Origin of the sequence: Microbacterium sp. XT11 (assembly GCF_001513675.1) — a bacterium.
In the GTDB taxonomy this organism is placed as follows: domain Bacteria; phylum Actinomycetota; class Actinomycetes; order Actinomycetales; family Microbacteriaceae; genus Microbacterium.
On sequence record NZ_CP013859.1, the window covers coordinates 954,425 to 967,492 of the forward strand.

At 68.5% G+C, this 13,068-nt stretch carries 11 protein-coding genes; 9 read left to right on the top strand and 2 right to left on the bottom strand.

From position 1 onward, the window contains the following. Positions 1-63: 63 nt before the first annotated feature. The 8 genes from AB663_RS04525 to AB663_RS04560 all read left to right on the top strand — a co-directional run bounded on the left by AB663_RS04525 (position 64) and on the right by AB663_RS04560 (position 8,032). Positions 64-3,009 (top strand): Na+/H+ antiporter subunit A, encoded by a 2,946-nt coding sequence (locus AB663_RS04525; RefSeq protein WP_067196214.1) that lies wholly within the window; start codon positions 64-66, stop codon positions 3,007-3,009. Next, positions 3,009-3,629 (top strand): Na(+)/H(+) antiporter subunit C, encoded by a 621-nt coding sequence (locus tag AB663_RS04530; protein ID WP_067196216.1) that lies wholly within the window; start codon positions 3,009-3,011, stop codon positions 3,627-3,629. The genes AB663_RS04525 and AB663_RS04530 overlap by 1 nt, the downstream gene beginning before the upstream one ends. Further along, complete coding sequence (locus AB663_RS04535) at positions 3,626-5,179, top strand: Na+/H+ antiporter subunit D (protein ID WP_067196218.1); 1,554 nt, start codon at positions 3,626-3,628, stop codon at positions 5,177-5,179. The genes AB663_RS04530 and AB663_RS04535 overlap by 4 nt, the downstream gene beginning before the upstream one ends. After that, positions 5,176-5,796, top strand: coding sequence for a Na+/H+ antiporter subunit E (locus AB663_RS04540; protein WP_067196220.1), 621 nt, complete (start codon positions 5,176-5,178; stop codon positions 5,794-5,796). Before AB663_RS04535 ends, AB663_RS04540 begins: the two co-directional genes overlap by 4 nt. Next, a complete protein-coding gene (locus AB663_RS04545; protein ID WP_067196222.1) occupies positions 5,793-6,062 on the top strand; it encodes a monovalent cation/H+ antiporter complex subunit F in 270 nt (89 codons plus the stop codon). The genes AB663_RS04540 and AB663_RS04545 overlap by 4 nt, the downstream gene beginning before the upstream one ends. Next, the gene (gene mnhG, locus AB663_RS04550) at positions 6,059-6,448 is read left to right on the top strand and encodes a monovalent cation/H(+) antiporter subunit G (RefSeq protein WP_067196223.1); all 390 of its coding nucleotides are present in this window, start codon (positions 6,059-6,061) and stop codon (positions 6,446-6,448) included. The genes AB663_RS04545 and mnhG overlap by 4 nt, the downstream gene beginning before the upstream one ends. 82 nt (positions 6,449-6,530) lie before the next feature. Further along, entirely contained in the window at positions 6,531-6,755 is a 225-nt protein-coding gene (locus tag AB663_RS04555; RefSeq protein WP_067196224.1) for a helix-turn-helix domain-containing protein, read from the top strand. Continuing rightward, the gene (locus AB663_RS04560; RefSeq protein ID WP_067196225.1) at positions 6,752-8,032 is read left to right on the top strand and encodes a HipA domain-containing protein; all 1,281 of its coding nucleotides are present in this window, start codon (positions 6,752-6,754) and stop codon (positions 8,030-8,032) included. Before AB663_RS04555 ends, AB663_RS04560 begins: the two co-directional genes overlap by 4 nt. Before the next feature lie 59 nt (positions 8,033-8,091). Here the strand turns inward: AB663_RS04560 and AB663_RS04565 are convergent, their stop codons facing one another. After that, positions 8,092-8,853 carry an alpha/beta fold hydrolase gene (locus AB663_RS04565; protein ID WP_067196227.1) on the bottom strand — a complete coding sequence of 254 codons (762 nt, stop codon included), beginning with the start codon at positions 8,851-8,853 and terminating at the stop codon, positions 8,092-8,094. Positions 8,854-8,940: 87 nt separating this feature from the next. Here AB663_RS04565 and AB663_RS04570 point away from each other — a divergent pair, with 87 nt between their 5' ends. Beyond that, positions 8,941-10,317: an MFS transporter gene (locus AB663_RS04570; RefSeq protein WP_232304635.1), complete on the top strand. Its 1,377-nt coding sequence runs from the start codon at positions 8,941-8,943 to the stop codon at positions 10,315-10,317. A 28-nt stretch (positions 10,318-10,345) separates the two neighbouring features. Here AB663_RS04570 and AB663_RS04575 read toward each other — a convergent pair whose 3' ends face one another. Further along, entirely contained in the window at positions 10,346-12,988 is a 2,643-nt protein-coding gene (locus tag AB663_RS04575) for a penicillin acylase family protein (RefSeq protein ID WP_067196229.1), read from the bottom strand. Between the last annotated feature and the right edge of the window lie 80 nt (positions 12,989-13,068).

Sequence of the window (13,068 nt, forward strand, 5' to 3'; positions counted from 1 at the left end):
GTAGAATAGAAGCACATCGCCCGACTGAGCCACCCGGCCGACGAGCCCCGAGGAGCCGCGTATATGCTGATGCTCCTCGCCGCTTTCCTCCTCGGGTCACTCCTGATGCCCGTTCTGGTGCGCTGGCTGGGGCCTCGGGCATTCCTCGTCGCGGCGATCATTCCCGCCGCGGCATTCGTCCACGCCGTTGCGTCGACTCCCCTCGTGATCCGGGGCGACGCGCCCTTCGAAGGCATCACGTGGATCCCGCAGCTCGGTCTCGAGATGTCTCTGCGCATGGACGTGCTCAGTTGGGTGCTGACCCTCATCGTCAGCGGGGTCGGCGCGCTCGTGCTCCTCTACTGCCGCTGGTACTTCCACGACGACTCGGCCGGCATCGGACAGTTCTCGGGCGTGCTCCTGGGCTTCGCAGGCGCCATGTACGGCCTCGTGCTCACCGACGACATCGTGATGCTCGTGATGTTCTGGGAGGTGACGAGCATCCTGTCGTACCTCCTCATCGGGCATTACCGGCGCCGCGCCGCGAGCCGTCGTGCCGCGCTCCAGGCGCTGCTCGTGACGACGCTGGGCGGCCTCGTGATGTTCGTGGGGGTCGTGCTCCTCGCGGTGGATGCCGGAACGACGAGCATCACGGCCATCCTCGAGCTCGCGCCGTCGGGGCCGCTCGTCGACGCGGCCGTGGTCATGCTGCTCGTCGGCGCGGTCAGCAAGTCGGCGCTCTTCCCGTTCCACTTCTGGCTCCCCGGAGCCATGGCGGCACCGACTCCGGTGAGCGCCTATCTCCACGCGGCGGCCATGGTGAAGGCCGGCATCTACCTCATCGCACGGTTCGCGCCGATCTTCGCCCTCAGCGCGCCGTGGCGGCCCGTCGTCATCACGCTCGGCGTCGTGACGATGCTGCTCGGCGGCGTGCAGGCCCTGCGCGAGACCGACCTCAAGCGCATCCTCGCGTTCGGCACGGTCAGCCAGCTCGGGTTCTTCGCCGTGGTCACCGGCTACGGCACCCAGGCCGCGGCGCTCGCGGGCATCGCGCTGGTGATCTCGCACGCCCTGTTCAAGTCGGCGCTCTTCCTCATCGTGGGCATCATCGACCGGCAGCTCTCGACGCGTGACATCACCGAGCTCTCGGGAGTGGGCAGGCAGGCGCCGGCCATGGCGACGGCGGCGTTCATCTCGGTCACCTCCATGGCCGGCGTCGCCCCGACCATCGGCTTCGTGGCGAAGGAATCGACGCTCACCGCACTCCTGCACGACGCGCAGGGCGGGTCGGCGTGGGCACTCGTGGCGCTCCTGGGCGTCGTGCTCGGTTCCATGCTCACCGCGGCATATGGTGCTCGGTTCCTCTGGGGCGCGTTCTGGTCGAAGCGTGACGAGCGCGGCGATCGGATGCCGGACACCGCCTGGCCCGACCCGCCCGTCGGCTTCCTCTCCGCGCCGATCATCCTCGCCGGCCTGACGATCGCGTGCGGCATCGGCGCTCCTGCCCTCGACGTCGCCCTGCACGGATACGCCGTCACGGCGATGCCGGGCCTCGACCCCGCGACCGGCGAGGCGACCGAAGGTCCGGGACATCTCGCGCTGTGGCATGGGCTCGAGCCGGCACTGGGCATCTCGGTGCTGTCGCTCGTCGTGGGCCTCGGGCTGTTCCTCCTCAGCCGACGCACCGGCTGGGATCGTCGACCGCGCGTGCTGCCGTTCACTGCGGCCGATGTCTACTACCTCACGGTCCGCGCGGTCGACCGGCTCTCGGTGCTCAGCACCACGCTCACGCAGCGCGGTTCGCTCCCGGTGTATGTCGGCACGATCTTCGTCGTGCTCGTCGCGGCCGAGACCACCGTGCTCATCGCCGGCGGGATCGACGAGTTCACCCTGTCGCTGTGGCATACGCCGGCGCAGCTCGCGGTCGCGCCGATCATGGCCGCCGCCGGTGTGGTGGCCGTCCGCGCGCGCAAGCGCTACACGGGCGTCGTGCTCGTCTCGGTGACCGGGCTCGGCATGGTGGTGCTCTTCGCGACGAGCGGCGCTCCCGACCTCGCGCTCACGCAGATCCTCGTCGAGACCGTCACCATGGTGACCTTCGCCCTCGTGCTGCGCCGACTGCCCGCGCGCATGGGCGAGCACAACGCCTCGGTCGGCCGCGTGCCCCGCGCGCTCCTCGGCATCGGCGCCGGCCTGACGATGGCCCTCGTGGCGATCGTCGCGACGCAGGCCCGCATCGCCGAGCCCATCTCCGAGGCCTTCCCGAAGCTCGCGTACGAGATCGGCCACGGCAAGAACGTGGTGAACGTCGCCCTGGTCGACCTCCGCGGATGGGACACCATGGGCGAGCTGTCGGTGCTCGTGCTCGCGGCCACCGGCGTCGCCTCGCTCGTGTTCGTGACGCACCGCGCCGACCTCCTGTCCGCGACGCGCACGCTGCCCAAGCCGCGGCGGCGTGCCACGCGCGGCCGTCCGCTCGTCGAGACGACCGACGGCGTGCGGTTCCAGACCTCGGAGAACCGCAGCAACCCGCGCGCGTGGCTCGTCGGCGGTCAGCGGATGAAGCCGGAGAACCGCTCGATCCTGCTCGAGGTGATCGTGCGCATCCTCTTCCACACGATCATCGTCGTGTCGATCTTCCTGCTGTTCTCCGGGCACAACCTCCCCGGCGGCGGGTTCGCCGGCGGACTGGTCGCCGGCATGGCGCTCGTGATGCGCTACATCGCCGGTGGCCGCTGGGAGCTCGGTGCGGCCGCCCCGACGGATGCCGGGCGCCTGCTCGGCGCCGGACTGATCCTCGCCGTCGGCTCCGCCGTCGTCCCGCTCTTCTTCGGGCTCTCACCCCTGACCAGCACCTTCTGGGAGTGGGAGATCCCCGGCATCGGGCACATGGAGTTCGTCACCTCGACGATCTTCGACATCGGCGTCTACCTCGTGGTGATCGGGCTCGTGCTCGACGTGCTCCGCAGCCTCGGCGCCGAGGTCGACCGGCAGGCGCACGAACTGCGCGAGCGGGGGGTGAGCGCCTGATGGACGTCTCGCTCACCCTCATCCTGATCATGGCGGTGCTCTTCGCGTGCGGGGTCTACGCCATGCTCGAGCGCAGCCTCACGCGCGTGCTCATCGGCTTCCTCCTGCTCGGGAACGCGACGAACCTGCTGCTCCTCATCGTGATGGGAGTGCCGGGCAACGCGCCGTTCTTCGGCACCGAGGGAGGCATGAGCGATCCGCTGCCCCAGGCGCTGACGCTCACCGCGATCGTCATCACCTTCGCCGTCTCGGCGTTCCTCCTCGCCCTGATCTACCGTTCGTGGCAGCTCGGTCAGGCCGACACCGTCGAGGACGACGAAGACGACATCGCGATCCGCGGGCGCACGGATGCCGAGGAAGACCTCATGGGCGACGACGAGGGCGACTACTCCGACGACGAGGTCACCACCGACTTCGTCGGCGTGCAGACCGCGCCGATCACGGTGCTGCACATGCGCGACCACCCTGCGATCCATGACGACGCACCGGTCGACACGCCCGTCGGGACTGCGGTGACGGATGCCGAGGCGGCTGACTCCGTTCCCGACGGCATCCCCGACGCGGATGCCGACGACCACGAAGATGCACCGGATGCCGACGGGAAGGAGGACCGCCCATGAACGCGCTCGTCCCCCTGCTGGTCGCGCTGCCTCTGCTGGGTGCCGCCGTGACGCTCGTCTTCGGCCGCAACGCCCGCTTGCAGGTGATCGTGACCGTCGTGACCCTCGCCGTCGTGTCGGTGATCGCCGCGGTGCTGCTCGTGATCGTCGACGCCGGGTCTCCGCTCGCCGTGTCGGTCGGCGGGTGGCCCGTGCCGTTCGGCATCGTGCTCTACGTCGACCGGCTGGCTGCGCTTCTCGTGCTGGTGTCGAGCATCGTCCTGCTCGCCGTGCTCCTGTTCTCCATCGGCCAGGGCGCCGCCGACGGCACAGACGAGACGCCCATCTCGATCTTCAACCCTTCGTACCTCATCCTGGCCGCCGGCATCTTCAACGCCTTCATCGCCGGTGACCTGTTCAACCTCTACGTGGGCTTCGAGATCCTGCTCGTCGCCTCGTACGTGCTCATCACGCTCGGCAGCACCGAGTCCCGCATCCGCACCGGCGCGGTGTACATCGTCGTCTCGCTCGTCTCGTCGATCCTCTTCCTGGCGTCGATCGCGATGATCTACGGCGCGCTCGGAACGGTGAACATGGCGCAGATCGCCGAGCGGATGAGCGAACTGCCGCAGGACACCCAGCTCGTGCTGCACCTCATGCTGGTGATCGCCTTCGGCATCAAGGCGGCGATCTTCCCGGTGTCGTTCTGGCTGCCGGACTCTTACCCGACGGCTCCGGCACCCGTCACGGCGGTGTTCGCCGGACTGCTCACCAAGGTCGGCGTGTACGCGCTGATCCGCACAGAGACCCAGTTGTTCGCCGACAACGACATCAACACGCTGCTGCTCATCATCGCGCTCGCGACCATGGTCGTCGGCGTGCTCGGCGCGGTGGCGCAAGCGGAGCTGAAGAGGATCCTCTCCTTCACGCTCGTCAGCCACGTGGGGTACATGATCTTCGGCCTCGCCATCGCGACGCCGGCTGCCATCGGCGCGACCGTCTACTACATCGTCCACCACATCGTCGTGCAGACGACCCTGTTCCTCGCGGTCGGCCTCATCGAACGGCGGGCCGGGAGCACCTCGATCCTTCGCGTCAAGGGACTGCTGAAGCTCTCGCCGGTGATCGCGGTGCTGTACTTCATCCCGGCGATCAACCTCGGCGGCCTGCCGCCCTTCTCCGGCTTCATCGGCAAGTTCGCGCTGTTCGAGGCGGCGGCATCCGTCGGCACCCCGCTCATGATCGTGCTGATCTTCGGTGGCATCCTCACGTCGCTCCTCACCCTGTACGCGCTCATGCGCGCGTGGAACCTCGCGTTCTGGCGCGAGGAGGAGGACTCCGCCGAGACCGAAGGCCGCATCTCGCACCTCGCCACCGCTCCCGCCGCCGACGAGCAGCAGGACAGCAGGGTCATCCCGCCGATCATGACCGTGGCCACGGCCGGCATGGTCGCGGTGACCGTGGCGCTGACGGTGTTCGCCGGGCCGCTCTACGCCCTGTGCGACCGCATCGGCGCCGCCCTGCTGCAGCCGGTGAATCTCGTGCAGCTGGAAGACGAGGTGGACGGATGACCCCCGGGGCGCGGCGCCACTTCTGGCGCGACATCGGCGTGCAGCTGCCATTCCTCGCGTGGCTCGTGGTGCTGTGGATGCTGCTGTGGGCGCAGTTCACGGTGCTGTCGTTCCTGACCGGCCTCGTCGTCGCGATCTTCGTCACGCGCGTCTTCCGCCTTCCGACCGTCGAGCTCTCGGGACGCGTCAACCTCTGGTACGCGGCGATCCTCGTCGTCCGGTTCCTGTTCGCCGTGCTCCACGGTGCGCTCTCGGTCACCGTGCAGGTGTTCGACTTCCGACGCCAACCCGGAGCGGCGATCATCGCCGTCCCGCTGAAGTACGCCGACGACCTGATGATGACGCACGTCGCGGTCGCGTCGTCGCTGATCCCCGGCTCGCTCGTGGTCGACACCGATCGAGACCGCCGCATCCTGTATCTGCACGTGATCGGCGTGCGCAGCGCCGACGACGTCGAACGCCAGCGCGAGGGCGTGCTGCAGTGGGAGCGCAGGATCGTGCGCGCCCTCGGCGACCCGGCGCAGTATCGTGCTCTCAAGGCCGATGAGCGCGCGGCATCCGTCGCCCGCAGCGGCGAGGCTCAGGGCGCTCAGCACTCGCGGAAGGGGAGGCGATGAACATCCTCCTTCTCGTCATCATGATCGTGTTCGGCGTCGCGGCGGTGCTGGCGCTGATCCGCATCGTGCGCGGGCCGTCGATCCTCGACAGGGCCGTCGCGTCCGACGTGCTGCTCACCGAGGTCATGTGCGTGCTCGGCGCCGAGATGGCCATCAACGGACACACCCGCACCATCCCGGTGCTGCTGATCATCGGAGCTGTCGGGGTGTTCGGGTCGATCGCGGTCGCCCGCTTCGTCGCACGAAGGGACAACACGACGCCATGAACGTGTTCGGCCTGATGATCCCCGACGCGGTCATCGATGTGACGGTGCTCGTGCTGATCCTGCTCGGCGCACTGCTGTGCCTCTCGGCCGCGGTCGGGCTGCTGCACTTCCGCGACGTGCCGTCACGCCTGCATGCCGCGACGAAGCCGCAGGTGCTCGGACTGGCGCTCATCTGCGTCGCGATCGCGCTGTCGCAGCGTTCGATCGGCGGCATCCTCGTCGGCGTCGTCCTGGTCGCGCCGGTCGTGATGATGCAGTTCGCCACGGCCCCGCTGTCGGCGCACATGGTCGGACGACAGGCCTATCGCAACGGCACCGTCGAGCAGCGCCGGCTCGTGGTCGACGAGCTCGCGGAGTCGAAGCAGACCCCGCCGGCCGCCGGCTGACTTGTGGGTCTTAACGCACAAGTCAGGTTGTGGGATAAAACGCACATGGCATAATGTGGGATAAAAGCCACAAGGGGGCGTCATGAGGTTCAATCTGGAGCGCAGCACCGACTTCGGCACCCTCGCCGCAGCCCGGCGTGAAGCGCTAGGCCTCACACAGGCACAGCTCGCGGCCCAAGCGGGCGTCACTCGGGACTGGCTCGCGCGTTTCGAAACCGGTGCGCCGAACGTCACCCTCTCCCGTGTCATGCGGGTGTACCGGGCCCTGGAACTGGAGATCTTGGCACAGGGAGACGGGCCGATATGAATGAACGACTCGCTGTCTTCCTTGACGGACGACGTATCGGAACTCTGGCTCAGACGCAGCAGGGAAGCGTCACCTTCTCGTACATGCCGGACTACTGGGGCAACCGCGGCGTCACCCCGCTGTCCCTATCGCTTCCGCTGGTTGTGCCGAACCACAAGAACCGTCCGACGCGCGCGTTCCTCCAGGGCCTCCTGCCGGACAGTGCGGCGCGGCTCGAGGAGCTCGGACGGGAATTCGGAGTATCGCCGCGTAATCCGTTCGCGCTCCTCGCTCACATGGGGAGTGATGCGGCGGGAGCAGTGCAGATCTTGCCGGAAGGCGACGACAGCTCCGACGCGGCGGTGAGGCAGGGCGACGTATCAGAACTCGACGAGTCCGAGTTCGCCGCCATCGTCGCCGACGTGATCGCAAACCGCGATACCTGGGGCCGCCGCGATAACGCAAGTGTGCGGTGGAGCCTTCCTGGTGCTCAACCAAAGGTCGCGCTTTTCCGCACAGACGAAGGACGCTGGGCCATACCCAACGACTCCACGCCGACGACGCACATCATCAAACCTGCCGTACCGCCGTACTCCGATCATCACATCAATGAGTTCATGACCATGGCTGCGGCGCGGTGGCTGGGTCTCGATGTAGCCGACGACTTCGTCGTCACTACAGAGAGAGGAGATCATGCGTTTGTCTCGGTGAGATACGACCGACGCAAGACAGGTGAGCGCTGGGAACGTCTGCATCAGGAAGACCTGTGTCAGGCGATGTCCATCCCGCCTGAGAAGAAGTACCAGGCCGAAGGAGGGCCAGGCATCGCAACGATCGCGCAACTGTTCGCCTCGTTGCCTCACCACGAGGACCGTCGGCTAAACGCGAGAAGATTCTTCGACGCCATCGTTTTCAACGTCGCCGCTCTGGGAACCGATGCCCATGCGAAGAACTACTCGCTGCTTCTGAGTGCCGACCGCGCAACCTTGGCGCCGCTGTACGATCTGGGCAGCCACACGCCCTACCCGATTCGCGGTTCGGGGTTGCCTCGCCTCGCGATGTCGGTCGAAGGCGAATATCGCGCAACAGGGATAACCCCGATCGCGCTCGCGCGGGCGGGGCGTCGTCTTGGCCTCGATGAAGGCGAAGCGCACGACCGGGCCGTCAGCATCCTCCGTCGGGTGGTCGAGGCATATCGCGTTGCAGCGGAACTCGCGCGTGACGCGCTCGGCGACCATGAGTTCATCGACCGTATGCTGCAAGGGATTGGTGAATACACGGCCCAACGGTCGATGTAAACGATCGTCCACATCTGCGCAAGTGGATGATCGTCCACATCGCTGTGGGCGCCCGCGGTTCACGTGCGCTCGGCGAAGGACTGGATGAGCCGGGCGGCAGGCCCGGAATCACTGATGAGCGTGCCGTGGCCGTGATCGGGGATGACCTCGAGCTGCGCGCCGGGCACGGCGTCGATGATCTCGCGGCACCAGCTCATCGGGGCGAGCGGATCGTTCTCGCCGCGCAGCACCAGGGTCGGGCAGCGCATGCGGGCATAGGCCTTCTCAGGCTCGTGCACGATCGTCGCACGCATCTTGCGCAGCAGATGCGGTCCGCCGCGCAGGTACTCCCGCGCGCCGCGCCACAGCACGATCGGGCGTTCGCCCAGCAGGTCGCGCAGCAGGTACGTCGCCTGGGCACGGATGCTGCGCTGCGCGCTGTTCACGGTTGGGCCGGCGAGAACGACGCCGCGCACCAGCGACGGATGCCGTGCCGCGAGCTCCGCCGCGATCTGGCTTCCCATCGAGTGGCCGATCACGATGACGTCGCGCTCGTCGGCGTGCCGGAGGTAGGCGGCCACGAGGTCGGCGTGACGCTCCATCGTGAGCGTGCGCTCGGGTTCGGGCGCTTCGCCGAACCCCGGGAGGTCGACCGCGATGACGCGTCCCCTGAGCCGCTGCACCACATCGAGATAGACGCTGCGTCCCATGCCGATGCCGTGCAGCAGCACGAACGTGTGCTCGCCGCTGCCGAACGATTCGGCGATGAGCGTCGCACCGGAGTGCTCGAACTCGACGACCGATGCCGGAGCGCCCTCGGGGGCGAGCAGGCGGTTCGGCATCCTTCCACGGTATCCGACGCCGCTGCGTGTCCGTGCCGGTACCCGCCGATCGACGGGAGCGGCTCCGGGAGCGTGTGAGGATGAAGGGTGACCTCCGCCCCGCCCACCACCGATGAGAACCGGGGGAGGGGTGGAGTCGCAGGCTTCATCGCTCGGATCGTGGAGGATCTGCGCGAGCCGGTGCTGCGCGCGCTCGTCACCTCGACCTCCGTCTCGCGCATCGGCCGGGGTGTGTTCCTCGCCGTCACTGTGCTGTTCTTCACCCAGATCATCGGTCTCAGCGGGGCGCAGGCCGCCGTGGTGCTGGCCGTCTCCAGCGGATGCGGGGTGGTCGCCTCGTTCCTCGGCGGATGGCTCGCCGACCGGTGGAGCGCTCGGCGCCTGAGCTTCGCTTTCGAGGCGCTGGGCGGGGTGCTCCTCGCGGCCTACGCGTTCGCCGACGGCTTCGTCCCCGCCCTCGTGCTGGCCGCGCTCTCAGGGTTCTTCGACTCGATCGGGCACTCCTCACGCTCGGCGATCATCGCGCGCGGCTTCCCTCCGGAACGGCGCGTGCACGCGCGGGCCGTCTTGCGCACCGTCACGAACGTGTCGATCGCGGTGGGGTCGGGTGTGGCGGCGATCGCCCTCGCTCTCGGTACGCCCGAGGCGTACCGCGGCGTGATCGCGGTGGCCGGTGTGCTGTGCGCCCTCGGCTCGCTGCCCCTGCTGCGGCTCCCGTCGGAGGTCGACGCCCCGCGCCGGACGACGACCCCCGTGCGCACGGAGACCGGATCAATCGACACGGCGGCTGCCGCCGCCGCGCTGGCGGAGCGCGTCGAGTGGCGCCGTCGCTCGCCGTGGCGCGACCCGCGCTATCTGCTGCTCAGTGCGCTGTCGGCCGTGTTCGGCATGCAGTTCGGCGTCGCCGAGCTCGGGCTCCCGCTCTGGGTCACCCGCGAGACGCAGGCGCCGACCGTCGTCGTGTCTGTGCTGATCGTGACGAACACAGTGCTCGTCGTGCTCTTCCAGGTGCGCGCGTCGCGGGGCACGCACGACCTCCGCGTCGCCGGACGCGTCACGCTCATCGCGGGCTGGCTCATGGCCGCGGCGTGCATGGTCTACGCGCTCGCCGCCGGACTCCCCGCCTGGGCGGCGGTCGTCGTGCTGCTCGCGGCGATCGTGGCGCACACATTCGCCGAGATCCTCTCGCAGGCCGGCGCATGGGGGCTCAGCTTCGAGCTCGCGGATCCGGTGCGGGCCGGCGCGTACCAGGGCGTGTTCGGGATGGGGTTCTCGCTCGGTTCGCTGGCGGCACCGGTGGTCGTGAACGCCACCGCGATCACGTTCGGCACGGCCGGCTGGGGGATGCTCGCGGTGATCTTCCTCGGATCGGCCGCGGGCATCTGGGTCATCGCGCGGCGGGCCGCCGCGGCATCCGACGCTGCGGGCGGCGACTCAGCGTACTCCGACCCGGCACCGGCCTGATCGGCGAGACGCCGCGGTTCGCGCGCCCCTACCCGCGGGGGCTGAGCATGAGCGTCTGAGTCGTCGCCGCCTTCACCGCCTTCGTCGAGAACGCCCAGGGTCGCTGCACGCCGGCGGCCCAGTCGGCGGTCTGGTCGGTGTAGTGCGCGTGGAAGGCGTGCCCCGATGCTCCGGTCAGGTGGATCCACGTCGAGGAGTCGAAGTCGGAGAGGTCGACCACCATGCGCATCGACGGCACGGTCGTCGTGGCGTAGGACTCGCCGAGCTTCCACCCCGTCGCGTTCACGACCGAGGCTCCGCCGCTCACCGCGTAGGGTCCGCGGTTGAACAGCCACTCGATCGGGGCGATGCCCGAGGTGCCGAACGTCGAGCTGGTGAGGGTGATGGCGTGCAGGTCGCCCCAGTTCCACAGGGCGACCGTCGTGCCCTGCAGGGCCGCCAGCTCGTCATAGGCCTGCTCGGCCGAGAGGGCAAGCATCTCGTCCCGACCGGAGACGCCGATCTTCTCGTTGGTCCACAGCGGATCGGACGGGTCATCGAGGAGGGCGCCGACAACCGCGAAGAGGCGGCCCTGACCGTCGATGGGCAGTGGCTGGTCGCGACGCGAGAACAGATTTTGCACGAGGTTCGACCACAGCACGTTCGCATAGGCGGCTGCGGCAGACGAGGCGGCGTTCTGCGCATCCCAGCCGCGCAGCAGCTCGACCGCCGCCTTCGGTCCCGCACCCGAGACCTCGACGTCGACGAGGGCTGCGGCCAGCTGCTTGCCGATCCACATCTCGCTGTCCATCTGGATCTCGCGCATGTCCTGCGCCGTCAGGGGCGCGGTGGCCGAGCGGCGCTCGATGAGATGGGCGATGCGGGCGGCACGGTATCCGTAGTCCCAGTCCTTCGACAGGAAGTGCTCGTAGTCGTCGGTCACGATCGCGTTGTTCGCCGTCACGATGTACCCGGAAGCCGGGTTGTACGAGACCGGCAGGTCCTCGAAGGGGATGAACCCCGTCCAGTCGTAGGCGCTGTCCCATCCCGGCTGCGGCATCCACCCGTCGCCGGCGCCGCGGATCGGCAGCCGGCCGGGCGCCTGGTATCCGATGTTGCCCTCGGTGTCGGCGTAGATGAGGTTCTGCGCCGGCACGTCGAAGAGCGATGCGGCCTTCCGGAAGTCCTCGAAGTCCTTCGCGGTCGCGAGGGCGAAGATCGCGGTCGCGGCGGTGCCCGGGTCGAGGGCGGTCCAGCGCAGGCTGACGGCATACTCGGCGCCTTCCTCTGCGGGGACGGAGGCTGCGCCCCCGGTTGCGAGGGCAGCGTCCGGGTCCTCGGCCAGCGCCGTGAAGTCGTCGACCAGGCCCGAGATGATCGGGCCGTGCACGGTGGAGCGGACCTTCAGCGTGACGTCGCCGGCGCCCGCGACCTTGATCGTCTCGGTGCGCTCCTCGAGCGGGACCAGAGCGCCGTCTCGCCAGTACTGATCGCCGTCGATCCTCTCGATGTAGAGGTCCGTGACGTCGGTGGTGAGATTGGTGAAGCCCCAGGCGACCTGCTGGTTGTGTCCGATGACGATGCCCGGCAGGCCAGAGAACGAGAAGCCGCCGACGTCGAAGGGGCAGCTGTCTGTGACCTTCGAGCACTTCAGCTGCACCTGATACCAGACCGAGGGGAGCGCGGCACCCAGATGCGGGTCGTTCGACAGCAGGGGCAGCCCGCTCTCGGTGAGAGCGCCCGAAACGACCCAGGAGTTCGAGCCGATCCCCTCCCCGACGTCCCCGATCAGCAGGCTGGCCGCCTCGATGACATCGGATGCTGTCTGCCAGTCGATCCTCGCGCTCGCGGCCTGCGCCTCCGAGCCCGATCCGGGCGTGAAGGCGGCGGCATCAGCATCCGTCTCCGCCGCGGGGACGCTCGAGATCTTCGGGACGATGACGGGGTTCTCACCGAACGGGTAGCCGGGGTACAGCTGGTCGATCGTCGTGCGCGTCTGGGCCGCGTCGTATCCGGATGCCGCGAGCTCGCCCGCGAGCAGCGCGCGCTCGGTCTCGTCCTCGACGTTGGTACGCAGATCCCAGGCCATCGCCTTGAGCCACGCGACCGAGTCCGCCGGGGTCCAGGGCTCCGGCGCATAGTCGGCGTTCTGCATGCCGATGACGGCATATTCGAGAGAGAGCTCGGCTCCCGAATGCGAGGAGAGATAGGCGTTCACGCCGTCGGCGTACGCCTGGTAGTAGCCGAGGATCGTCTCGTCCATCGCTGCGACCTCGGCATCTGCGACGTCTCGCCAGCCGAGAGTGCGAAGGAACGAGTCCGTGCCGACCTGGGACTCGCCGAACATCTCCGAGACGCGGCCGGCGGTCACGTGGCGGCGGAAGTCCATCTCGAAGAAACGATCCTGCGCGTGCACGAAGCCCTCTGCGAAGAACAGGTCGTGCGTGGAATCGGCCGTGATGGTCGGGATGCCGCGGGCGTCGCGCTGCACGGCGACCGAGGACTTCAGCCCGTCGAGCTCGAGGGTGCCCTCGGTCTGCGGGAAGGATCGCTGGATCGTCCAGACGAGGAAGATGGCTGCCGCGACCGCGACCGCGACGACGGCGGCGATCACGAGGAATGCGATCCGGCCGATGCGAGCGGCGAGCGGCCGACGCTGTGGCGCGGCAGTGATCTGCGAATCGGTTGTCATCGGCGAGAACTCTTTCGGGTAGGCGCCTGGGACTCGGTCCCACAGAGCCCAGGTCCGCGTTCCAGAACGCGTCCTCGCAT

Coding starts and splice junctions, on each gene's coding strand:
- AB663_RS04545 (WP_067196222.1), top strand. CDS start 5,793: ATGAACATCCTCCTTCTCGTCATCATGATCGTGTTCGGCGTCGCGGCG.
- AB663_RS04565 (WP_067196227.1), bottom strand. CDS start 8,853: ATGCCGAACCGCCTGCTCGCCCCCGAGGGCGCTCCGGCATCGGTCGTC.
- AB663_RS04555 (WP_067196224.1), top strand. CDS start 6,531: ATGAGGTTCAATCTGGAGCGCAGCACCGACTTCGGCACCCTCGCCGCA.
- AB663_RS04525 (WP_067196214.1), top strand. CDS start 64: ATGCTGATGCTCCTCGCCGCTTTCCTCCTCGGGTCACTCCTGATGCCC.
- AB663_RS04535 (WP_067196218.1), top strand. CDS start 3,626: ATGAACGCGCTCGTCCCCCTGCTGGTCGCGCTGCCTCTGCTGGGTGCC.
- AB663_RS04540 (WP_067196220.1), top strand. CDS start 5,176: ATGACCCCCGGGGCGCGGCGCCACTTCTGGCGCGACATCGGCGTGCAG.
- AB663_RS04560 (WP_067196225.1), top strand. CDS start 6,752: ATGAATGAACGACTCGCTGTCTTCCTTGACGGACGACGTATCGGAACT.
- AB663_RS04530 (WP_067196216.1), top strand. CDS start 3,009: ATGGACGTCTCGCTCACCCTCATCCTGATCATGGCGGTGCTCTTCGCG.
- AB663_RS04575 (WP_067196229.1), bottom strand. CDS start 12,988: ATGACAACCGATTCGCAGATCACTGCCGCGCCACAGCGTCGGCCGCTC.
- mnhG (WP_067196223.1), top strand. CDS start 6,059: ATGAACGTGTTCGGCCTGATGATCCCCGACGCGGTCATCGATGTGACG.